This is a genomic window from Streptomyces sp. B15 (genome assembly GCF_018070605.1).
Lineage (GTDB): Bacteria > Actinomycetota > Actinomycetes > Streptomycetales > Streptomycetaceae > Streptomyces > Streptomyces smyrnaeus.
The window spans coordinates 29,997-48,891 of sequence record NZ_JAGPXJ010000058.1 but is presented as its reverse complement, the minus strand read 5'-3'; the positions used below and the strand labels follow the sequence as shown (position 1 = coordinate 48,891).

The 18,895-nt window shown below is 68.1% G+C and carries 24 protein-coding genes, 2 pseudogenes and 1 riboswitch; of the genes and pseudogenes, 17 read left to right on the top strand and 9 right to left on the bottom strand.

From position 1 onward, the window contains the following. The 6 genes from madL to KBY19_RS23960 form a co-directional block, all read left to right on the top strand. Positions 1–451, top strand: a 451-nt coding sequence (gene madL, locus KBY19_RS23980; RefSeq protein ID WP_247691351.1) for a malonate transporter subunit MadL, incomplete at its 5' end; no start/stop codon positions are given. A gap of 1 nt (position 452) precedes the next feature. Then, the gene (gene madM / locus KBY19_RS23975; RefSeq protein WP_210966676.1) at positions 453–1,217 is read left to right on the top strand and encodes a malonate transporter subunit MadM; all 765 of its coding nucleotides are present in this window, start codon (positions 453–455) and stop codon (positions 1,215–1,217) included. A 256-nt stretch (positions 1,218–1,473) separates the two neighbouring features. Next, on the top strand, positions 1,474–1,662 hold the full coding sequence (locus KBY19_RS36820; protein ID WP_247691350.1) for a hypothetical protein: 189 nt from the start codon (positions 1,474–1,476) through the stop codon (positions 1,660–1,662). Between the two features lie 354 nt (positions 1,663–2,016). Then, the gene (locus KBY19_RS36815) at positions 2,017–2,703 is read left to right on the top strand and encodes a hypothetical protein (RefSeq protein WP_247691349.1); all 687 of its coding nucleotides are present in this window, start codon (positions 2,017–2,019) and stop codon (positions 2,701–2,703) included. A 69-nt stretch (positions 2,704–2,772) separates the two neighbouring features. Continuing rightward, positions 2,773–4,158, top strand: a complete 1,386-nt coding sequence (locus KBY19_RS23965; protein ID WP_247691348.1) for a sensor histidine kinase — start codon at positions 2,773–2,775, stop codon at positions 4,156–4,158. A gap of 4 nt (positions 4,159–4,162) precedes the next feature. Then, entirely contained in the window at positions 4,163–4,807 is a 645-nt protein-coding gene (locus tag KBY19_RS23960) for a response regulator transcription factor (protein WP_099877359.1), read from the top strand. A 97-nt stretch (positions 4,808–4,904) separates the two neighbouring features. Here KBY19_RS23960 and KBY19_RS23955 read toward each other — a convergent pair whose 3' ends face one another. From KBY19_RS23955 to KBY19_RS23945, 3 genes are all read right to left on the bottom strand, one after another. Continuing rightward, positions 4,905–5,669 carry an aminoglycoside adenylyltransferase family protein gene (locus KBY19_RS23955; protein WP_210966675.1) on the bottom strand — a complete coding sequence of 255 codons (765 nt, stop codon included), beginning with the start codon at positions 5,667–5,669 and terminating at the stop codon, positions 4,905–4,907. A 75-nt stretch (positions 5,670–5,744) separates the two neighbouring features. Next, complete coding sequence (locus tag KBY19_RS23950; protein WP_099877354.1) at positions 5,745–6,059, bottom strand: multidrug efflux SMR transporter; 315 nt, start codon at positions 6,057–6,059, stop codon at positions 5,745–5,747. A gap of 11 nt (positions 6,060–6,070) precedes the next feature. After that, positions 6,071–6,132, bottom strand: a riboswitch (guanidine-III (ykkC-III) riboswitch). A 67-nt stretch (positions 6,133–6,199) separates the two neighbouring features. Next, complete coding sequence (locus KBY19_RS23945) at positions 6,200–6,772, bottom strand: ABATE domain-containing protein (RefSeq protein ID WP_185016009.1); 573 nt, start codon at positions 6,770–6,772, stop codon at positions 6,200–6,202. An 82-nt stretch (positions 6,773–6,854) separates the two neighbouring features. Here KBY19_RS23945 and KBY19_RS23940 point away from each other — a divergent pair, with 82 nt between their 5' ends. Then, positions 6,855–7,547 (top strand): haloacid dehalogenase type II, encoded by a 693-nt coding sequence (locus KBY19_RS23940; RefSeq protein ID WP_099877349.1) that lies wholly within the window; start codon positions 6,855–6,857, stop codon positions 7,545–7,547. Between the two features lie 188 nt (positions 7,548–7,735). On the opposite strand, the gene KBY19_RS23935 is transcribed toward KBY19_RS23940, so the two are convergent. Next, complete coding sequence (locus tag KBY19_RS23935; RefSeq protein ID WP_307843602.1) at positions 7,736–8,257, bottom strand: hypothetical protein; 522 nt, start codon at positions 8,255–8,257, stop codon at positions 7,736–7,738. Between the two features lie 300 nt (positions 8,258–8,557). On the opposite strand from KBY19_RS23935, the gene KBY19_RS23930 reads away from it, so the two are divergent. Then, the gene (locus KBY19_RS23930) at positions 8,558–9,394 is read left to right on the top strand and encodes an MBL fold metallo-hydrolase (protein WP_210966673.1); all 837 of its coding nucleotides are present in this window, start codon (positions 8,558–8,560) and stop codon (positions 9,392–9,394) included. Positions 9,395–9,611: 217 nt separating this feature from the next. On the opposite strand, the gene KBY19_RS23925 is transcribed toward KBY19_RS23930, so the two are convergent. Then, a complete protein-coding gene (locus KBY19_RS23925) occupies positions 9,612–10,835 on the bottom strand; it encodes a hypothetical protein (protein WP_209211172.1) in 1,224 nt (407 codons plus the stop codon). Between the two features lie 342 nt (positions 10,836–11,177). Here KBY19_RS23925 and KBY19_RS23920 point away from each other — a divergent pair, with 342 nt between their 5' ends. Next, complete coding sequence (locus KBY19_RS23920) at positions 11,178–11,738, top strand: DinB family protein (protein ID WP_209211171.1); 561 nt, start codon at positions 11,178–11,180, stop codon at positions 11,736–11,738. 240 nt (positions 11,739–11,978) lie between these two features. Here KBY19_RS23920 and KBY19_RS23915 read toward each other — a convergent pair whose 3' ends face one another. Then, positions 11,979–12,380 carry a hypothetical protein gene (locus KBY19_RS23915; RefSeq protein ID WP_210966672.1) on the bottom strand — a complete coding sequence of 134 codons (402 nt, stop codon included), beginning with the start codon at positions 12,378–12,380 and terminating at the stop codon, positions 11,979–11,981. 698 nt (positions 12,381–13,078) lie between these two features. Here KBY19_RS23915 and KBY19_RS23910 point away from each other — a divergent pair. Genes KBY19_RS23910 through KBY19_RS23900 form a run of 3 tightly spaced genes read left to right on the top strand, consistent with a single transcriptional unit; the run spans position 13,079 to position 14,239 of the window. Next, entirely contained in the window at positions 13,079–13,513 is a 435-nt protein-coding gene (locus tag KBY19_RS23910) for an SRPBCC domain-containing protein (protein ID WP_247691347.1), read from the top strand. Continuing rightward, positions 13,500–13,859 (top strand): helix-turn-helix transcriptional regulator, encoded by a 360-nt coding sequence (locus KBY19_RS23905; RefSeq protein ID WP_210966670.1) that lies wholly within the window; start codon positions 13,500–13,502, stop codon positions 13,857–13,859. Before KBY19_RS23910 ends, KBY19_RS23905 begins: the two co-directional genes overlap by 14 nt. After that, entirely contained in the window at positions 13,856–14,239 is a 384-nt protein-coding gene (locus KBY19_RS23900) for a VOC family protein (protein WP_210966669.1), read from the top strand. Before KBY19_RS23905 ends, KBY19_RS23900 begins: the two co-directional genes overlap by 4 nt. 130 nt (positions 14,240–14,369) lie before the next feature. Here the strand turns inward: KBY19_RS23900 and KBY19_RS23895 are convergent. Then, positions 14,370–14,642: pseudogene (locus KBY19_RS23895) on the bottom strand (rhodanese-like domain-containing protein); the annotation flags it as partial. 1 nt (position 14,643) lies between these two features. Between KBY19_RS23895 and KBY19_RS36810 the strand changes: the two are divergent. Next, a pseudogene (locus KBY19_RS36810) lies at positions 14,644–14,841 on the top strand (Lrp/AsnC family transcriptional regulator); the annotation flags it as partial. A 64-nt stretch (positions 14,842–14,905) separates the two neighbouring features. Beyond that, positions 14,906–15,133 (top strand): DUF6192 family protein, encoded by a 228-nt coding sequence (locus KBY19_RS37830; protein WP_368860995.1) that lies wholly within the window; start codon positions 14,906–14,908, stop codon positions 15,131–15,133. Positions 15,134–15,148: 15 nt separating this feature from the next. On the opposite strand, the gene KBY19_RS23885 is transcribed toward KBY19_RS37830, so the two are convergent. Continuing rightward, entirely contained in the window at positions 15,149–15,727 is a 579-nt protein-coding gene (locus KBY19_RS23885; RefSeq protein ID WP_307843601.1) for a GNAT family protein, read from the bottom strand. A gap of 247 nt (positions 15,728–15,974) precedes the next feature. Here KBY19_RS23885 and KBY19_RS23880 point away from each other — a divergent pair, with 247 nt between their 5' ends. Together KBY19_RS23880 and KBY19_RS23875 are read left to right on the top strand one after the other, a co-directional pair. Beyond that, a complete protein-coding gene (locus KBY19_RS23880) occupies positions 15,975–16,658 on the top strand; it encodes a ribonuclease H (RefSeq protein WP_210966679.1) in 684 nt (227 codons plus the stop codon). Between the two features lie 327 nt (positions 16,659–16,985). Beyond that, complete coding sequence (locus tag KBY19_RS23875) at positions 16,986–17,201, top strand: hypothetical protein (RefSeq protein ID WP_210966667.1); 216 nt, start codon at positions 16,986–16,988, stop codon at positions 17,199–17,201. 165 nt (positions 17,202–17,366) lie between these two features. Here KBY19_RS23875 and KBY19_RS23870 read toward each other — a convergent pair whose 3' ends face one another. Next, positions 17,367–18,284 carry an NmrA/HSCARG family protein gene (locus tag KBY19_RS23870; protein WP_185016004.1) on the bottom strand — a complete coding sequence of 306 codons (918 nt, stop codon included), beginning with the start codon at positions 18,282–18,284 and terminating at the stop codon, positions 17,367–17,369. A 210-nt stretch (positions 18,285–18,494) separates the two neighbouring features. Here KBY19_RS23870 and KBY19_RS23865 point away from each other — a divergent pair, with 210 nt between their 5' ends. After that, positions 18,495–18,857 (top strand): MerR family transcriptional regulator, encoded by a 363-nt coding sequence (locus tag KBY19_RS23865; RefSeq protein ID WP_075743866.1) that lies wholly within the window; start codon positions 18,495–18,497, stop codon positions 18,855–18,857. The last annotated feature ends 38 nt before the right edge of the window (positions 18,858–18,895 follow it).

Genomic DNA, 18,895 nt, shown 5'->3' with positions numbered 1-18,895 from the left:
CCCTTCCCCCCTTCCCCCGTTTTTTCAGTCTCTCAGTGTGGAGAAGACGATGGTCATCTATGGAGTGGCAGCACTGGCGCTGTGCATGCTCGTGGGCACGCTCGTCGGTGAACTGCTCGGCGTCGCCGTCGGTGTCGACGCCAATGTCGGCGGAGTCGGATTCGCCATGATCATGCTGGTGCTGGTCACCAGCTGGCTCCGCAGCAAGGGCAAGTTCCCGGCAGCCAGCGAGCAGGGCGTGCTCTTCTGGAGCGCGATGTACATACCGATCGTCATCGCCATGGCCTCCACCCAGAACGTGGTCAAGGCGGTCACCGGAGGGCCGATGGCCATCTTGGCCGGCCTCGCCGCGCTCGTCGCGGGAGGCGCCCTGGTCCCCGTGCTCACCCGGATCGGCGAACCGGCGCAGCCGCTTGCGCCGCTGACCGCCGAAGAGAAGCAGGAGGCCTGAGATGGACGTGTTCGCCTCCGTCTTCGAAGACAACGGCCTGCTGGTGGCGTTCGCGCTGGTCGGTGGACTGATGCTGTTCTCCGGGTGGCTGTCCAAGGCACTGACCCGCGGCCGGCTGCAGGGCTCCGCCATCGCCATTCTGCTCGGCCTGATCCTGGCCTACTGGGGCGGTGCGGTGACCGGTGGCGAAGACGGACTGGCCGACTTCGCCGCCCTCTCCGGCCTGAGTCTGATGGGCGGTGCGATGCTGCGGGACTTCGCGATCGTCTCCACCGCGTACGGCGTGGACCTGCGGGAGATCAAGCGGGCCGGGCCGGCCGGCGCGCTCTCCATCCTCCTGGGGGTACTGGTCTCGTTCGTGGCCGGATCGGTCATCGCCGCGGCCTTCGGCTACACGGACGCCGCCTCGATGGCGACGATCGGCGCCGGCGCGGCCACCTACATCGTCGGGCCGGTGACCGGCACCGCGGTGGGCGCGAGTTCGGAGGTCATCGCGTTGTCCGTGGCGGCCGGTCTGGTCAAATCCGTCGTGGTGATGGTGGGAACCCCACTGATCGCCCCGCTGATCGGTCTGAACAACCCGAAGGCCGCCATGGCGTTCGGCGGTCTGATGGGCACGACCTCCGGGGTGGCCGGCGGGCTGGCGGCCACCGACAAGCGCCTTGTGCCCTATGGAGCGATGACGGCGACCTTCTACACGGGTGTCGGCTGCCTGCTCGGCCCGTCACTGCTGTACGTGACGCTGCGGGCGCTCGTCGGTGGATGAGCCAGGCAGCCTCGTCACTGCCTGGAGGCTGCTGATGCACCGCTCGGCGACGGCCGCGCCGGTCTTACGGGGATGGGGGTCACTGCCCCAAGACCGCGCCGGCGCCGGTCAGCGTCTCGAAGGCGGGTGCCTTGCCTGTCGGACGGAAGTACCTGGCCGATCGGCCAGAAAGCATGGCCGGTCAGCCGAGGCCGAGCTGGAGAGTGCGGGCTAGCGTCCTTCTCAGCAGGCAGCACCACGGAGAGGAAGGCGCCCGATGGATCAGCGAACGTCCGACAGCAACGCCGGCGTGACCACCGAGTTCGAGAGGGACGTCGTCAAGCTCTTGCTGGAGGCGATGCGCGCGGTGGCCAAGCAGGAACGCGAGGACGTCGGTACGGAAAGCGTGCTCTACGCGCTCGTCTCGGGCGACTCGGCCGCGGGTTCCGCGATCGCCCCGGTATGAAGGCCTCTGGTTCGCTCGGCGGCTCGATCGGGTGCCGGGGGACATCCGTGTGGGTCAGTGACGATGCGGGTGACGGCGCAGCGGGAAGCCCGGACGACGAGCGGGAGATCGACGCCTTCTGGCGGGAGGTCAGGCACGAGGAGGCCAAGAGACTCCGCTGGAAGAACCGGAAGAAGGAGGAGGAGAAGCAGCAGGGAGGCGTCGAACTCCCGCCGATCACCGGCGCGTTGCGGACCTGTCTGCGCAAGGCGCTGGAGATCGCACGGGAGGAGGGAACCGTCTCCGTGCGCGTCCGCCATGTAGCACGCGCACTGGTCGAACTGCCCGATACACGTGCCCGCGAGGCCATGGTTGGTGCTGCAGAAGCTGGAGGTTTCGGCTGCCTCGACCGCGCTCGACGCGTTGCGGGGGAGCGACGAAGCGCCGGAACCCGGCTCGGTGTTGATGCTGCGCAAGGCGGGGACGTTCGGGAAGAGCGGTAATCCGCTGACCCGGAAGTTCACTGCCTGGATATTCGGGGGCGGCGCCGGGTTCGGCTCCGCGCTCGTGAGCGCGGTGCGCGCGGAGGCACCACGAGTGGCGGTGCGGCGCGGGGCGTCGGAGATGGAAGCCGTCGATGTGCTGCTGGGTGTCCTGGCGCTGGACCGGTCGCTGACCGTCGCGGAACGTGAGCTGCCCGAAGAGCTGACGGGAGCGAACCAGGGGGCGGCACTCCTGCACCGATACGGTGTACGGCAGGATGCTCTCGCCCGAGTACTGCTTCCCACCACCGGGGTCGCGGAGGAAGAGCCCCCGGAGATCCGCGGCTCCGCCGACTTCGAACGACGGCTCCTGCATGTCACAGAGCTCACCGCCTCCGCTCGTAACTCGCCCACGGTCGGCACCACCCACCTGCTGGCCGCGCTGCTGGACAAGACCGGGACGAACGCGGAGACCGCGGCGGAGATCGAGCGTGTGCTGACCGAGAGCGGGGCGGACGTCGCCGGACTGCGGGCGGAGCCGGAGCTCCGGGTCCCGGCGGGAGCGGCACGTGCCGCCTGAGGCCGCAGTGGTTCGCCGACACGTACGGCCGGAGCAGACGTCGAGACCGGAACCCGCACGGAGGAGACCTTGAGCCCGGCAGCGCGACTGTGGAAGCGGATGCGCCGCGAGACCGTCGCGATCCGGAACGCGGTGCGTACCGCGCCCCGGCGGACGGTCGTCGTCGAGTCCGTACTCGCCGGCCTGGTCCTGCTGTGCTCGCTGGTGCCGCTTCCGCTGATTCCGCCGGCCCACCCGGTGGGGGTGGCCGTCATAGGCGTGTGGACGGCGCTGCTCGTGCCCGCGCGGCGAAGGTACCCAGCCCTCACGGTGTTGGGCTGCATGCCGGTGATCGCGGGGGAGAACGTGTGGTCGACGGTGGTGGTGCCGTGCGTCGTGTGGTCCGCCGTACGCCGCATCACCCCCGCACGACGTGCTTGGGCAGCGGTCGGGGCGAGCGCTGTCGGCGCCGTGCTCCTGTCGATAGCCGTCCAATCCCTCAGCGGGCTCCCGACGTTGCCGTACCTGCTCGCCGGTGCCGGCGTGGCTGCGCTGTTCATCCTGCTGCCCGCGCTGTCCGGCATGGTGCTGGGGCATCGCCGCCCGCTGAAGGGGCTGCTCCGGGAGCGCAATGCCTACCTCGAACAGACCCGCTTGCTCACCGACGAGGCGGCCCGCATGGAGGAACGGGCGCGCATCGCCGCCGAGATGCACGATCTGCTCGGCCACCGCATCGGCCTCATCTCGGTGCACGCCGGAGCCCTCCAGCTCGCTGCCGAACGAGAGGCGCCCCCGCTGGCCCCCCAGGCCGAACTGCTGCGTACCACCGCCGGAACGGCCATGGACGAGCTGCGCGGCATCCTCGGAGTCCTCCGGCACCAGTCCCGCGAGGACATCGGCGAGCGGGGGACACGCGAGTCCCTCTCGGCCCTGGTCGAGGATTCCCGGAAGGCGGGGGCCGACGCCGAACTGCACTGGAACGCGACCGGGGCGACGGACGCGGACGCCCGCACCCGGCAGGCCGTCCACCGTGTCACCCGCGAGGGACTCACCAACGCGCTGAAGCACGCGCCTGGCGCACCTGTCCGGGTGACGTTCCAGGACGAAGGAGACACGGTGGTGGTCGCCGTCGTCAACGAGGCCCCGCCGTTGCCCCGTCCGCCCGGGGACGGGAACCGCAGCGGACTCGTCGGCCTCCAGGAAAGGATCAACCTGCTCGGGGGCGCTCTTCACGCCGGACCGCGCCCGGAGGGCGGCTTCGTCCTCTCCGCCCGTATACCCGTCCGGCCCGATGTGCCGCCTGTGTACACCACTTCACCCGGGCCGGTCTCCGACGGGGCGGGCTCCCGGCCCCCGCTGTCCACGGAGGTCCTCACATGGCCCCGCCTCCTGGGAGGCGGCTGCGCGGCGCTGCTGGTGCTGCTGCCGACGGTCAGTGCCACCATCGCCCTGCTGATCATGGCAGTTCTAGACTGAGCCGATGATCCGAGTCCTGATCGCCGACGACGAGGCGCTGATGCGCACCGGGGTCCGTCTGATCCTGGAGAACGACGACGAGATCCGTGTCGTGGCCGAGGCGCAGGACGCCCATGAGGCCGTAGAAGCCTGCCGCACCCACCCCGTCGACGTCGCCCTCCTCGACATCCGCATGCCCGGGGACGGCATCACCGCTGTCACCGAGATCACCCGGCAGTCGTCCCGCACCCGAGCGGTGATGCTCACGGCCTTCGGCGAGGAATCGACCGTCGCCGGCGCTCTGCGTGCCGGAGCCCACGGCTACCTCCTCAAGGACACCGGCCCCCGCGACCTCATCGACGCCGTACGCCGCGCCGCCGCCGGGGAACCCGTCCTCGCCCCGCAGGTCACCCGCCAACTCGTCGACTTCCGGACCCGACTGGGCCACGGCAGCGACGCCGCCTCACGGCGGATCGCCGATCTGACACCGGCCGAGCGAGACGTCCTCCGGCTGCTGGGCACCGGTCTCTCCAACGCCGAGATCGCCGCACAGCTCCACTTGAGCCCCGGCACGGTCAAGGCCCACATCAGCAGCATCCTGACCCGCACCGGCTGCACCAACCGGGTCCAGGCGGCGGTGCTGGCGCACGATGCGGGGCTGCTCGTCTGACACCCGGCCACCTGGCCGGGGACCTCTATGTCATTCGTCCAGCGGGATCAATCGGTGATCCGAACGACGAGGCCCAGCAGTCAACGCGGCCCAGCTGTCAACGTGGCGCCAACCGGTCGATTTCGGTGAGCACGGCGTCCGCGTACGGACGCACCTGCGCTTTCAACGCGCGGCTCCAGCTCTCTTCGGAGTAGAGGGAGGTGAGATACAGCTGCCGAGCATGTTGCAGTACAGGGCGGTGTTCCGGTGGAAGCCGCGCCAGGGCCCAGTCGGCGGCGGAGTCCTTCGGCCTGCTCTCCCCGGTGGCGAGCGTGGTCCAGATGCGCGCCAGGGTCAGGACGACGTTGCGGGTGTCGCTGTCCAACTCGTCGAGCAGCGCCGGGATCCCCGACACGCCGGCCCGCACCAAGTCCTCGTGCGGAACGCGCTCCAGTACCCGCGCCGGCGGCGGGCCACCGACCGTGCGATCACCGGACAGCACCATCGTGATGAGCAGGGCCAGATCCGGCATCGGCTCCGGCTGGGGGAGCATCCCCGCCTCGAACTCGGCGCGCAGCCACTCGCCGTACTGGAAGTCGCAGGTCGGAGGGTACCGCCACGGGCGGACCTCGGACTGGACGACGACAGTCAGCTCGACCGGGCGGGGGCTGCCGGGCGAACCGGAACCGGAAATACGCAGCAGTCCATCGAGAAGTGCCTGCCGTTCCCGGTCGTTCATACGGCGCCGTGAGACGACGAGGACGTCCACGTCGCTGGCCGGTCGAAGGCCGCCGAGCACCCAGGATCCGTGCAGGTACGTCCCGATGGCCTCGGGCCCCAGCACACCGTCGACCAGGCCCGCGATCTTCTGCAGTTGCTCCATCGCCCCAGGATGCCGCCCCGGCGCGTGCAGCCGCACGCACTTACGTCGGGTGCCGCTGCGGGCTTCGGGACGAGGTCAGTGCGTCAGTTTCAGACCGGCAACGCAGCCGACGATGCCGACCAGCAGCAGCAGCTTCACCGGGCCGGCTGATTCACCGTCGAAGAGCATGGCGTAGGTCGCGGTGAGCACCGCTCCGATGCCCACCCAGACCGCGTAGCCGGTGCCCACGGGCACCGTCCGCAGCGCAAAGGCCAGTCCGGCCATGCTCAGCACCAGCCCGAGGCCGAAAACAATGCTCGGCAGGGGACGGGTGAAGCCTTCCGATTTGCCCAGCGCCGTTGCCCACACCGCTTCCAGCGCTCCGGACACCACAAGAACCAGCCATGCCATGACAGACACCCTTCGCGTCGTCTTGTCATGACTGGGTACGGCGCACCTCGTCCAGGAGCCTGTCGGGCTCTGCCGTCCACGATCGCACATCCACTCGTGCCTGTGGCGACCAGCGTGGTGATCGCTGTCACCCTCGAACGTCAGGTGGTTCCCCTGGGACCGTCGTCCTCGGCCGTGGTGGCTGCCCGTCTGCGGGCTCGATAGGCGGCGGCCTTGACGCGGTTGCCGCACGCGTCCATACCGCACCAGGTGCGCCGGGCGCCCCGTGAGCGGTCCAGATAGATGCGGGTGCAGCCTGGGCGACCGCACTCCTTGAGACAGGCGTGGGGGTCGGCCAGCACGGAGATGCCGCTTCTGGCTATGTGAGAGAGCGCTGCGCGCAGGTCTCCCGACATGCGCAGCCCCGCGTCGCTCAGCTCCATCTTGGGCACCGGCCCGGCGGCCGCGTCGTTGACGATCCGGAGGCCGGCCGGGTCGAAGCGCCGATCGAGCACGCGGTCGAGAGCGAGCTGGTAGATCGCCTCCCGCAGCGACAGCGCGAATTCGAAGGTCGGGGAGTCGGCGGTAACACGGTCCGGAAGCTCGTCACATGCGGCCACCCACCGTTCGAGGTCAGCAGGAGTGGCGAGGGTGTCGTCGGGCTCGTCCCGACGCGACCCCACGGTGCCGGCCAGATCGAGGGCTGCGTTGCCGCTCACGTACGCGAAATTCACGTCACCATCTTGACCGGTGACGAGCCTGGCGGCAATATCGTCACCTGTTGAACCGGTGACGCGAGAGTGAACAGGAGCACGCATGGTCAAGATCTGCGACATCGAGGTCGTCGTCTTCGACATCCTCGGAACACTTGTCGATCAACCCGGCGGGCTCCGAGCGGGCATCCGCGACGCGGTACCGGCGGCCGACGACGCGGCCGTCGACGAGCTGCTCACCGTGTGGCAGCAGCATGTCGAGTTCGAACAGCAACGCATCGAGCAAGGCCACCGCGCGTACGTCAACAGCGAGATCATCGACCGAGAGGCTGCTCAACGGGTGGCCGACCGTGCCGGGATCGCCGATCCGGCGACCGTTGCCCGGCTGGCAACAGCGAGCCGGCGGTTGCCCCCTTGGGGAGACTCTGTCGCCGGTCTGGAGCGGCTGGCGCAGCGGTTCCCCGTGGTGGGACTGTCCAACGCCGCCCGGACCGCCCTGCTACGGCTGAACGCGCATGCCGGGTTGCGGTGGCACCAGGCCTTGTCCGCCGAAGCCGTCCAGGCCTACAAGCCGGCGCCGGAGGTCTATCAGTTCGCCCTCGACACCGCCGGTTGTCCACCGGAACGTGTGCTCAAGGTGGCCGCCCACGCCTGGGATCTGCGCGGAGCTCAGGCGCAAGGTATGCGGACCGCCTACGTCCAGCGGCCGGTCGGGGACCCGCCGACGAGCACCGATGTCTTCGACTGGCGGTTCGACGGACTCGATGAACTGGTCACCGCGTTGACGGAGACGTAGCCGATCCGATCGGCCCCTGCCGCGTCCGGTGACGTCAGTCGGCGGCGTCAGGCGGCGTCAGGCGGCGTTCGGGGCCTTGGGGACGCTCTGGGGTATTGGTCGGCGACAGCGTCGGGGTCACGGTCGCCGACCGCACTGAGCCCGCGCTCACTCGACACCCGGCCTCAAGTCCGGTGGGACAACGGCCGTTACTCGGCGTACAGGGTCTGCCTGGCGGCTTCGGTGAACCGTGTGAGGGCCGCCCAGAACGGTCTGTACCGGCTGTCGAAGTCCGTCTCGGCACCTGCCGCGTCGGCCAGCAGAGCCTTGAAGGCCGCGTAGAAGTTGCTGACCTCATCCTTCAACGCCTCCGCTGCCGCGGCCACGTCTGGAGGCCCCTCGAGATCGATCACGCGTACGCAGCGCCGAAGCTTCGCGTATGCATCGAGTTCGCGGTCACGCAGCTCGGTACGGGCGACGAGGCGTTCGTCGGCGTCACTGATCTGCCGGGTGGTCGATACCTCCCAGTACAGTTCCGCCATCCGATGGGTGTGCTCGATCAGGTCGATGTATGCGGCACGTCGGCTCTCACGTAGTTGATGCATTCGTTGTGTCTCTGCTGCGGAGTCCGCCTGTATCCGGGCCGCCTTGGCATTGCCTTGGTTCGTCACCCAGCTGGCGAGGACAGCCGTGCCACCGGTCAGGGCAGCGATCCAGAACGCGTTGTCCACCACGCGACAATATGCTCTCCCAGCCGTCATGGTCGGCCCACACGAGCCGAGCCGGAATCGCAGTTCCGGAAGATCCGTGAATGCCCGTGACAGCATTGATCGCGCATCGCGGTGCCCTGTGGTGCAATGCAGCGCACTGCAGCGCCCCGCCGACCCGCAGTGACGACGCCAGAGGGCCGGGAGCGGGGGAGTGCGTGTCCAAGGGCTTGCAGGCCAATCATCGGCGCCGTCAGGTGTAGATGCACAGTGCCGGGTCACTCAGGGGGTGACCCGGCACAGGAGTGACGTAGGGAGTGCGCCGTGCAGCACAGACCGCCCGAAGGCACTGCGGAGATCCTGTTCATCGGTAACGCCACGCTGCTGATTCGTTACGGGAAGCTCACGCTGCTGACCGACCCGAACTTCCTCCACCGCGGGCAGCTCGCCCACCTCGGCTACGGTCTCGTCTCACGTCGGCTCACGGAACCGGCCGTCGACATCTCCGAGCTGCCCCACGAGGACCTGGACGCGGTCGTACTGTCCCATCTGCACGGCGACCATTTCGACCGCGTGGCCCGGCGCGGCCTGGACCGCGGCCTGCCCTTCGTGTCCACCCCACACGCCTCACGCCTTCTGCAGGGCTTGTTCGGGTTCCATCGCGCAGTGGGTCTGAGGACATGGCAGAGTCACACCCTGCTGCGGGGTGATTCCCTGGTACGAATCACTTCGCTCCCCGGACGCCACGCGCCGGCCCCGGCGCGCGCCCTGCTGCCGCCGGTGATGGGCAGTCTGCTGGAGTTCGGCGACCGTTCCGGCGAGATCCGTCTCGTTGTGTACCTCACCGGCGACACCCTGATGTACGACGGTCTGCGCGAGATCGCCCGCCGCCATCCCGACATCCACCTGGCAGTCATGCACCTGGGCGGTACCACCCTGCCCGGCGGGATGGTGGTCACCATGGACGCCGAACAGGGCGCCGACCTGCTCGACCTGATCCGCCCGCGTCGAGCGCTTCCTGTCCATCACGAGGACTACACCGTCTTCCGCTCACCGCTCTCGGACTTCCTCGCCGAGGCCGGGCGCCGTGGGCACGATGCGCGTATCCTGCGGTGCTCCCCGGGCGAGCGGGTCACGGTCGGCTCGGAAGTCGCCGCCTGAGCGACCCGCGGGCAAAGCGACCCGCGGGCAATGGGCGGCCGGTCCCGCGACACGGCACAGGTCAACCAGTAACGGTGCGAGGCCTCCGCCCTCCCGCAAGGGGACTCCCCGTTGCGAAGGGCACGTCGGAGGGGGATCTGGCGCCGCCGTCAAGGTGTCACGCCCACTTTCCCTGATACCCAGGCCAGGTGCGCTGCCTCAGCGGTGCATTCCGGGGTCAGCGCTCCCCGTAGCACTCATGGGTGGCCTTGAGGGTCACCTCGTACTTTCCGCTGCCCTTCGCCTCGTGGCCGTCAGGGGTGTACTGGACAACCAGGACGTTGAAGCTCCGCTCGTCCCTGATATCGGGGCCCCAGGGGCCGAGGAAGTTCTGCCCGATGTAGTCGTCGTGCCACCATTGGGTGAGAAGACTGACGATGGCCAGGATGATGCCGCCGATCCCCTTGGCCATATCACCCTTCTTGGTCGGGTCCTTGACGCCCTTGATCAGCTTCTCGCTGATGTCTCGGGCTTTCTCTCCGATCTTCTTCACCAAGTCACTTTTACCGTGGTCCTCCTCCCACCCTTGGATGGCGATCCAGACGTTGGTGACGGGAAGTTCGTCCACCTCGTCGTCGTGCATCCACGCCACGACAGGCTGGTTGTAATCCTTGGTGACGCCCTTCTTGAAGCCTTCGACTGTCTTGGTGGTCCGGTCAAAGGTGTAGTCGGGATCGCCGTCGGTGACCTGGAGGGTGAAATAGACCTCGTCCGTGCCCGGCTCGCCCCAGGTGTGCTCATGGCACTTCGCCCGCACGACGTGCACTGTCGCGCACATCGGGTCACGCGAGGCATCGGCAGCACCGACCGGGCCCGAGGCCGCTTGCCCTTTCCCGCGACCGGCCTCCGGCAGGGGGCGGGGCGGGATGATCCGACTCCACCCGTAGCGCTGCACCACCTCGCCCGACGGCATGTCCTGCGGACGCATACCCGGCTCATGGAACGCCACATTGGGCAACTGGCTGATGACCGGCCAATAGTCCGCCACTTCCTGGGAGACCTGCTCGTAGGTGCACGAGTCCTCGATCGTCAGCTCAGCAATGCGGTCGGGGAACAGAGCCGCGCGACCTCCCTCACCCAGTTCCGTGTACGCCGTCCCGTACCCGAACAGATCGCTGCGGGTCGGAGCGGCCAGACGTGCCAGGTCGAGCAGGTCACTTTCCAGATCGGTGAGGGGATTTCCCGCTTCGGCCTTGCGGCAGGCGTTGAGCATGATCGGGGTCAGATGGTTGATGTCGCGGTTGGCGGCCAGCCTCTCGGGCAACAAGTGGTGCTTGCGTGCGGCCCGCTGTTCGGTCGTTTCGCCCTCCTGCGGCAGCAGAGCGGAAGAGGGCATGGGAGCGCTCGTGGCCTCTACGGCCATGGCCAAGGAGCGGTGCAGGGAGGAGGCGGTGGAGGTCATGTCGCTGCTCCGTCTCGAAGAATCTCCCCAGGAACTACTGTCCCCGGGCGGGCCGAGACGCACGGCCCACTTCCGTCCCTTGCCCACCCTTGGCGTGCGCTCCCGACCACTATCGAGTGGCTGTCAGGGCGCACCGGTGTGACCGACAGAACGGCGACGCGCCCCACCGACACCGTTGTGCGCCCTGCCCTGTACCAGGGAAGAAGCCGCCGCGGGAACATGTCGGAGGACGACGACCAGTGCCCGGCTCCCGACGCATCGCCCGGCCGCGATCCACGAGCCAAGACCACATTGGCGCCAGACCCTGGCGGGCAGGGGTCGTCACGGATGAATATGCAACGCATGAGTGACGAACCCGCGAGATGGAGTCGGGCGACCATCTACCCCGACATGTGGACCGACCCGGACGACGACCCCCGCAACAACGACGGGCCCAGCCCGGAGGGTGAGCTGGAGTCGCTGGAGGACGCCCTGACGAACTACCGCATGACCCTGCGGATGAAGTGCGAGGGTCTGGACGCGGAGCAGCTGGCCCGTCGATCGGTCCCGCCGTCGACGATGTCGCTGCTGGGTCTGCTTCGACACCTCGCCGAGACGGAACGCGACTGGCTCAACTGGATCAGCGACGGTGAGCCGTTGCCGAAGCTGTACGGCGAGAACGACGGGGACTTCGACGGAGCGGTCGCCGAGCAGGCCGAGGTCGACGCTGCGTATGCCGCGCTGGCCCGCGAGCAGGCCGCGACCGATGCCGCGCTGGCCGAGCACCCGGACCCGAGTGAGCGTCTGGGGAAGGACCGGATCGCAGTTCGGGAGCTGATGGTGCACAGGGTCGAGGAGTACGCCCGTCACTGCGGGCATGCCGACCTGTTGCGCGAGTGCATAGACGGACGGGTGGGGCAGTGACGGAGGCCGGGTACTGCATCCACCGACCGTCCACCGACCTTCACCCGGCCAACAGAGCACCCCGCCCTCGTGACGCCCGATATTGCCGCTGATCGGGACCGGAACGGATAGGGGGGTGGCGGTCGGTCGGCGGCGGCTCAGTTGCGCGCAGGAACTGGGTCGCTGCGGGGACGACTTGCCGCGCGGGACATCTCGTGGGGCCGGGACAGTGCTCTGCCCCGGCCCGCACAGGCATGCTGGTTATGTCTCCGGCGATTGTGCGAAGCGGACGAAGCCGGCGATACGGGGGGAGAAAGTGAGCGGGCACTGATCGCCCAGCGCCGAACGCACGCTCTCCACCACGTCGGCGTCCGGCTCGCCGAACACCTCGAAGCGCTCCACTCGGCAGTGCTCCATCACCTCCTTGATGTACGGGTCCGCGAGCTGCCAGTGCAGGCGGACCGCGTCGGAGTCCCGGTAGAGCTGGAAGCTGTGCGCGAGCATCTGCTCCTCGTCCACGAAGGTCTCCACCATCAACTGCGGCCCGTGCTGCTGCGCGAAGTCCACGGCTCGGGCGATGGCGTCACGGAAGCCGTCCAGGTGGCCGTCGTTGATGCGCATGGTGTTGCGGAAGAGGAGGATCGCGCTGTTCTGTGTGGTCATGGCGCAATCCTGATAGTTCAACCAAACTTTAAGTCAAGTATCTCTCCGCCCCTTCGGTCGCCCTCCCGGTAGCGGCCGGATTTGGTGGAGCCATGGCCGTGGCCGCAGGATCGCGCAGCAGAGTGACATATGGCGGCTCATGCGCCAGGACGTACTGATCGACACGATCACCATGGAGGAAGTGGACTTTCCCTGGCTGCGTGGCAGGTTCGCCCCCGAACCTCCGTTCGCCCGGGTGAAGCCGTGGTTCGACGAGGCACCGGCCCTTGTGGAAGCGGACTCGACCGTCTGCCGTGCTCACCGAATGTGGCCGGCGCCCGCAACCGTGTCCCATGAGTCCCCGGCAAGCGAACCGCCCCGCCTGGCATCGCACGGGTGAGCTCTGGGGTGATCCCGAGGTGGTCCGACGGCGGAGCTCCATCTGACCGGTGAGGGCGGTCGGCGACCACTGGCCTTGCTGATCACTTTACGGACAGTTCCCGGCTTCGTCTGCGGCTCGGCCCACCAACTTCCTACGACCGGTAGCAAGAACATCACGTCACGGCGATCGGGGAGAAGCCCGGAGCGTTGGAGAGGATCACCGCGCGCCGCGCCGAACTGGACGCGCTGGCCGACAAACTCGCCGAGCTTGCGAGAAGTGATCGCAACCTGTAGGTTGCCATCGATGGCAACCTACAGGTTGCGATAGGAAGGTGGCAATGGTTTCGGACACGATCGAGCGGGTGGTGGTGCTGCGGCACCCCATCGAGCGGGTGTGGGCCACGCTGACCACCGCCGAAGGGCTGTCAGGATGGTTCGGCTCGGTGGCTGAGATTGATCTGCGCCCCGGTGGGCGGGCGTTCTTCCGGTGGGACGACCTGGGCGATGAATCGACCGCCACGATCACAGTCGTTGACCCGCCCTACCGCTTCGCCTTCAGATGGGCCATGGAGGGCTTGCCGCAAGACAGCGCGCCCCAGACGTTGGTGGAGTTCACCCTGGAGCCTGTGGCCGAGGGCACGCGGCTACGCCTGGTGGAGAGCGGGTTCGCCCAAGTCGCCGTCGACATGGCTCGATCCGCACACAAGACCAACAGCCAGGGATGGGATGCCGAACTCGCTGACCTTGAGGCCTACCTCGATGCGGCCACCTGACCCGGACCGGCAGGCCATTGCGGTGTTCGCGGCGCTGACCGAGCCTATCCGGAGAGCGCTGCTGGACGAGCTGGCTCGTGCTGGGCCGGCCACGGTGACCGAGTTGGCGCGGCGGCTGCCCGTCAGTCGGCAGGCGGTGGCCAAGCACCTCGGCCAGCTCACCGAAGCGGGCTTGATCAGCCTCGGCGAACCAACCGGCCGCCGTCACCCTTACCGGCTGGAACCGGCCGCCATCCGCACCGCCCAGGTGTGGCTGGCCACCCTCGCTAATCGGTGGGACGACCGACTGGCCGCGCTGGAACATGCACTGGACGCCACCGACCCCAACGATGGAGACACTCGATGAACGAGCCGAGATTCACCGCCGGTCTGAACATCGCCATGAAGATTCCCAAGGCACAGTACGACGCCACTGTGGCGTTCTACCGAGACACCCTGGGCTTCGATGTCAACGAAGACGACGTCTCCTACGCGCCGACCGTTTCCAGAACCCACTCGGTGCGGTTCGGCCCCAACACCCTGTGGCTGGACTGCGTCGACAACTACAGCCAGCCCGACTTGTGGCTCCAGCTCCACACCGATGATCTCGACGCCGCCACCGACAAATTCGCCCGCATCGGCATCCGACCATGTGACGAGGTCGAACCTCTGGAAGACCCCGGGACCAGAACCCACTGGATCAAGAACCCAGCCGGTGTCATTCATCTGCTCGCCGAAACCACCTGACACGAAACGGACCGACCAAGCTCGAAGGATGTCCGCGCCCCTCCCCGATCGACGTCGTGTGGCCGCCGGCGGCTGCTCCAGGTCCGACGCCGTCCGCCCCTTGGACGGGTAGCCCTTCGCGGATCCACTACTCGATCCCGCCGATCATCTCCTTGACGCGGTAGCCGAGCTGGGCAAGGGCGAGCGCAGCACGGGTCGCGCCGTCACAGCCGGGCCCCCAGCGGTACGTGATGACCGGAACCGCCGGATCCAACAGGCTCGCGGCGCGCTCCGGAATCTCAGCGCTGGGCAGGTGCACCGCACGCGGCACATGCGCCTGCGCCCACGCGGCATCTCCCCGCGAGTCGACGAGTACGAAGCCCGGGTTGCCGGACTCCAGCGAGACATGGACGTCGGACACATCACGAGTCCGACGGCTGGAGGAGCACGGAGTCGTATCCGGCTACTCCGCCGTCGTGAGCCCCGAGGCCCTGGGGCTCGAGGTTCTTGCTTCCGTCCGCCTCCGCTACCGCGACCTGGAAGGCACCACGGGCCGCATCGCCGCCCTGGGCTCAGTCACCACGAGCGTCGTCTACTCCAGCCCGCTTCCAAGCCGCTCAGTAGCCTCTGCCGCGTCCCAGGAACCCACCCGGCGCGTCCGGCGACTGACCCGTCAGACGGACCTCGCTGCCGGAAGTTGCCGGACATCGGTCTGGCCTGCCGGTCGGTGCAGGAGCGCGGTGGACGGCTTTCCATCGGTCGGCCGAGCGCGGGACGAATGAAGCGCTGCCCTTCATCGTTCACAAGATTCTGGCGGGCAGCTCGGGTGAGGAGGAGCGCTTCCCGGCCACCGCCGGTCCGCCGCCCGGCAAGGCGCGGTGGACAGCGGACGAGGCCATCCGGCCCGAGCAGTAGGCACAGGCCGTCTGGCTACTCGTGGACATCCGGACCCTCCTTCTCGCGCCACTCCTCTTCGAGGATGCTGAACATGTCGGAGTCCCGCCAACCGTCGCGGATCAGCGCAGTGTGACGATGACGTCCTTCCCAACTCATGCCGAGCTTGCCGAGAACCAGTGCCGACCCGATATTCCGCGGATCACAGGTGGCATAGATGCGGTGGAGTTCAAGATCCTCGAACCCCCGCGCAAGTAATTCCTTGCCGATCGCCGTTCCTACGCCTTGACCCCAGGCCCGAGGATGCACGGCATAGGTGATCTCGCCTTGACGTTGCACTCGACTCCGGACGTGGAGCTCGCCCATGCCGACCACGTCGCCCTTGACCCGGGCCGTGTAAGCGAACCGCTGTTGCGGCGAGTGCGCCCAGGCCTCGACCGCAGTCGCCACGAACGCGCGCGTTTCCTCTTCGGTGTTCGGTCCCCACGCCTGGAAGCGACAGACCTGGGGGAGGGCAGCCCAGGAATGGACAGCTCGCCAGTCGGCGAGCTCGATTCTGGCCAAGGTCACCGAGGGGCGAGACACAAGCTGATCTTGCCAGATGCGGTCGTTCACCGACCTTCGGTTCACGAACTGACACCCTGCAGACACCGAGACTCGGCGGATTTCCGAACCACCGTGAAGCGGTCACCGGGAGTGCCCAGGCTGCCAAAGGTCGGCGCAGGGGCGGAAGGACGGAAGTCGGGGACGGTTCGACGCACGGGCGACGGACGTCGGTCACCAACTGGTCGCTGACGGTCACGCTCCTGGCGGAGATCAGTGGCGCTGTGGGGTCTGGCATGATCGAGGGATGCCAGAACGTATGGTCGCGGCCTGTGACGGTGCCGCCAAGGTCAATCCCGGGCCTGCCGGCTGGGCCTGGGTGCTTGCTGACCCTTCGGGGAGCCCGCAGCGTTGGGAGTCGGGCCCGCTCGGCCGCACGACGAACAACGTGGCCGAGCTGACCGCGCTCGCGGAGCTGCTGGAGGCCACCGATCCGGCCGTGCCGTTGGAGATCCGGATGGACTCGCAGTACGCGATGAACGCGGTCACCAAGTGGATCGCCGGGTGGAAGCGCAACGGCTGGCAGACCACGTCCAAGAAGCCCGTGGCCAACAAGGACCTGGTCGTTCGCATCGACAGCCTGCTGGAAGGTCGCGACGTGACCTTCCAACACGTCCTCGCCCACCAGATGAACGGCGACCCGCTCAACGCCATCGCCGACGCCGCGGCCAGCACGGCGGCCACCGAGCAGGCTCCTTCCGGCACCGCTCACGGCGCCGCCGGCTTCCCGCAGCCGAGCCCTGAGACCGAGGACAAGCCGCGCGCGACCCGCTCCGGCAAGGCGCGCTCGCGCCCTCGGTCGGGTGGCGGTGCGGGACCGGTGATCAAAGCGAAGTTCCCCGGCCGCTGCGGTCACTGCGCGTCCCGTTACGAGAAGGGCGAGGAGATCACCAAGGTCGCATCGGGTTGGGGCCACCGGTCCTGCCTCGTGGCGCAGGCATGAACAGTGCTCTCTGCGGCCGTGACGGTGTCCTGCGAGAGGGATGCGGCGGCCCCAGCTACCAGCTTGCCTTGACCACGGACGCATAGCCCTGAGCCCCCCAGCTGTCTCGGCAGCTGGATGCTCACCGCTGTGGGAAGGTGCGACGAGCGAGTGCCCGAGCGCCGGACGGGGACGTAGACCGAGTAGCCCGGGGGCAGGAGGCGGACAGTGGACGAAGTTGCGGTGGTGCGTCGCCAGGGTGAGGGGGCAGGCACACCACAGACCGGAAGCGACAGCGCCCGTACGGCCCAGGATGCGGGCCGACCCGCCCTGGCGCACTCTGGAGCCATGGCTGCACCCGTGGTCGTCCACGCCCCCGACAGCCAAGGTGGTCGGCGCGTCCTTGCTCACGGTCGGATACTCGGCGTGGCGTACAACGCCATGGAACTGCTCGACCTGCTGGAAGAGGCAGGCATGGAACGTGAGCACATCCACTTGGACGACGCCGACCTCATCGACTGGAAGGACGGCGGGGCGTGGGAGTGGGGGCCGAGCGAGCCCTGATCTCTTCACCAGCCCCCTGCAACGCATTGCCAGGCACGTCCCGGCCCAGCGCAAGGCCCACCGCGAGTACGAGAAGCGCGTCAGCACGCTCGCGCCGATCGGACCATGATCGTTCTCGGCGCCAACCGCTGTACTGATGTTTCCCGATGCCTGGAAGGGCCTCGTTCAGCGCGGAGCGATTCCCGTGTCCGTGGAACGGAGCGCCTCATCGAGGAGGCCCGCACCAGGGCCCGCCAGCCAGCGGTCGAAGCACAGCAGGAACGGGAACTCCGTGCGCAAGGCGTCGAGGTTCGCGTTTCCCACCAGCCTGCCGTCGTCTACGAGTGCTTCCAACTTGCTGAGGACCTCGTCCTGTGCCGGCAGGGTCGTCGGCAGGCGGCTGTAGCTGATCGATCGGCCGGCGGCCTGGGTCAGATGCCCGGCCAGGGCGTTGCCGGTGAGAGCGTCACCGGCGATCTCCATGGTGCGGCCGGCGTAGCTTTCGGGTGAGCCGAAGACCGCGGCGACGATGCGGCCGATGTCGCGTACCGCGATGAACTGCATGGCCTGGTCGGGGCGCATCAGGAAGGACAGGTGTCCCCGGTCGAGGCCGATTTCGGGGGTCACCAGGAGCTCCATGAACGTGGCTGGCCGAATGATGGTACTGGCGATGTCCAGATTCCGGACATGGGCCTCGATACGGCTCTTGGTGTCGAGATGGTCGACGCCCGTTGTCGACCCCGCGGTGACCGCCGAGCTGTAGACAAGGTGGGCGACGCCGCAGCGCTCGGCGATGTCGGCCACCGCCGTGCCGAAGCGGACCTCGTCCTCGTTGGTCACGCCGGCGCCGGCCTGGCCGGAGTTCGGCTGGACACTGAAGACACCGTGGGCGTCAGCGAAGGCCGCGCGGAGCGACTCCGGATCCCCAAGGTCACCGCGCACGGTTTCGACGCCGGAGGCGGAGAGGGACCGGGCCCGGTAGCCGGACGGATCGCGCACGACCGCGCGCACCACCCAGCCGTCGGCCCGCAGCGCAGCGGCGACCGATCCCCCCTGCTGCCCCGTGGCGCCCAGGACGACGACGGTTTTGTTGATGTTGGTCATGCCGACCACGCTGCGCTTTCGGCGATCACGGACGTGTTCCCGATGAACATTGCTGATTCTTCCTGGGATCCTGAGGAGTGAGTCGGAGATGTGCTGGTCACAGGCCTGCTCCAGAGTTCGTAAGGGGTGGTTCGCGCCGTGTCCGCTACGCTAAAACCTGACGCCAACGTCAGGTGCAAGCGAGACGTGGAGTCGAGTCAGGAGGCCGGGATGCGGATCGGAGAGGTCGCCGCGAAGGCGGGCGTCAGCGTCAGGGCGCTGCGCTACTACGAGCAGCAGGACTTGCTGCACTCCACCCGGAATCCGGGTGGCCAGCGCCAGTATCCGGCCGGTGCCGTCGAACGGGTCAGGCTTATCCAACAGCTCTACTCCGTGGGCTTGCCCAGCAGAACCATCCGCGAGGTGCTGCCGTTCGCCGACTCCGGTGAGGCGTCACCGGAACTGCTGGAGCTGCTCGCGGCCGAACGCGACCGCCTCGACCGGCAGATGACGGACCTGCGGGACGTGCGCAACCGGCTGCACGACTGCATAACCGAGGCGCGGAATCATGACGGAACAGGAAGTCCATCCTGAAGCAGGGGCGGCCACACTCGCACGGCCCGGACCGTGAT

What these genes read in the sequence shown, in the direction of transcription:
- KBY19_RS23925 (WP_209211172.1), bottom strand. Translation starts at nt 10,835, where the DNA reads ATGACCTCCACCGCCTCCTCCCTGCACCGCTCCTTGGCCATGGCCGTA.
- KBY19_RS23950 (WP_099877354.1), bottom strand. Translation starts at nt 6,059, where the DNA reads ATGGCATGGCTGGTTCTTGTGGTGTCCGGAGCGCTGGAAGCGGTGTGG.
- KBY19_RS23910 (WP_247691347.1), top strand. Translation starts at nt 13,079, where the DNA reads ATGGTTTCGGACACGATCGAGCGGGTGGTGGTGCTGCGGCACCCCATC.
- KBY19_RS23905 (WP_210966670.1), top strand. Translation starts at nt 13,500, where the DNA reads ATGCGGCCACCTGACCCGGACCGGCAGGCCATTGCGGTGTTCGCGGCG.
- KBY19_RS36820 (WP_247691350.1), top strand. Translation starts at nt 1,474, where the DNA reads ATGGATCAGCGAACGTCCGACAGCAACGCCGGCGTGACCACCGAGTTC.
- madM (WP_210966676.1), top strand. Translation starts at nt 453, where the DNA reads ATGGACGTGTTCGCCTCCGTCTTCGAAGACAACGGCCTGCTGGTGGCG.
- KBY19_RS23955 (WP_210966675.1), bottom strand. Translation starts at nt 5,669, where the DNA reads ATGGAGCAACTGCAGAAGATCGCGGGCCTGGTCGACGGTGTGCTGGGG.
- KBY19_RS23880 (WP_210966679.1), top strand. Translation starts at nt 15,975, where the DNA reads ATGGTCGCGGCCTGTGACGGTGCCGCCAAGGTCAATCCCGGGCCTGCC.
- KBY19_RS23865 (WP_075743866.1), top strand. Translation starts at nt 18,495, where the DNA reads ATGCGGATCGGAGAGGTCGCCGCGAAGGCGGGCGTCAGCGTCAGGGCG.
- KBY19_RS23960 (WP_099877359.1), top strand. Translation starts at nt 4,163, where the DNA reads ATGATCCGAGTCCTGATCGCCGACGACGAGGCGCTGATGCGCACCGGG.
- KBY19_RS23920 (WP_209211171.1), top strand. Translation starts at nt 11,178, where the DNA reads ATGAGTGACGAACCCGCGAGATGGAGTCGGGCGACCATCTACCCCGAC.
- KBY19_RS23875 (WP_210966667.1), top strand. Translation starts at nt 16,986, where the DNA reads ATGGCTGCACCCGTGGTCGTCCACGCCCCCGACAGCCAAGGTGGTCGG.
- KBY19_RS23870 (WP_185016004.1), bottom strand. Translation starts at nt 18,284, where the DNA reads ATGACCAACATCAACAAAACCGTCGTCGTCCTGGGCGCCACGGGGCAG.
- KBY19_RS23900 (WP_210966669.1), top strand. Translation starts at nt 13,856, where the DNA reads ATGAACGAGCCGAGATTCACCGCCGGTCTGAACATCGCCATGAAGATT.
- KBY19_RS23915 (WP_210966672.1), bottom strand. Translation starts at nt 12,380, where the DNA reads ATGACCACACAGAACAGCGCGATCCTCCTCTTCCGCAACACCATGCGC.
- KBY19_RS23940 (WP_099877349.1), top strand. Translation starts at nt 6,855, where the DNA reads ATGGTCAAGATCTGCGACATCGAGGTCGTCGTCTTCGACATCCTCGGA.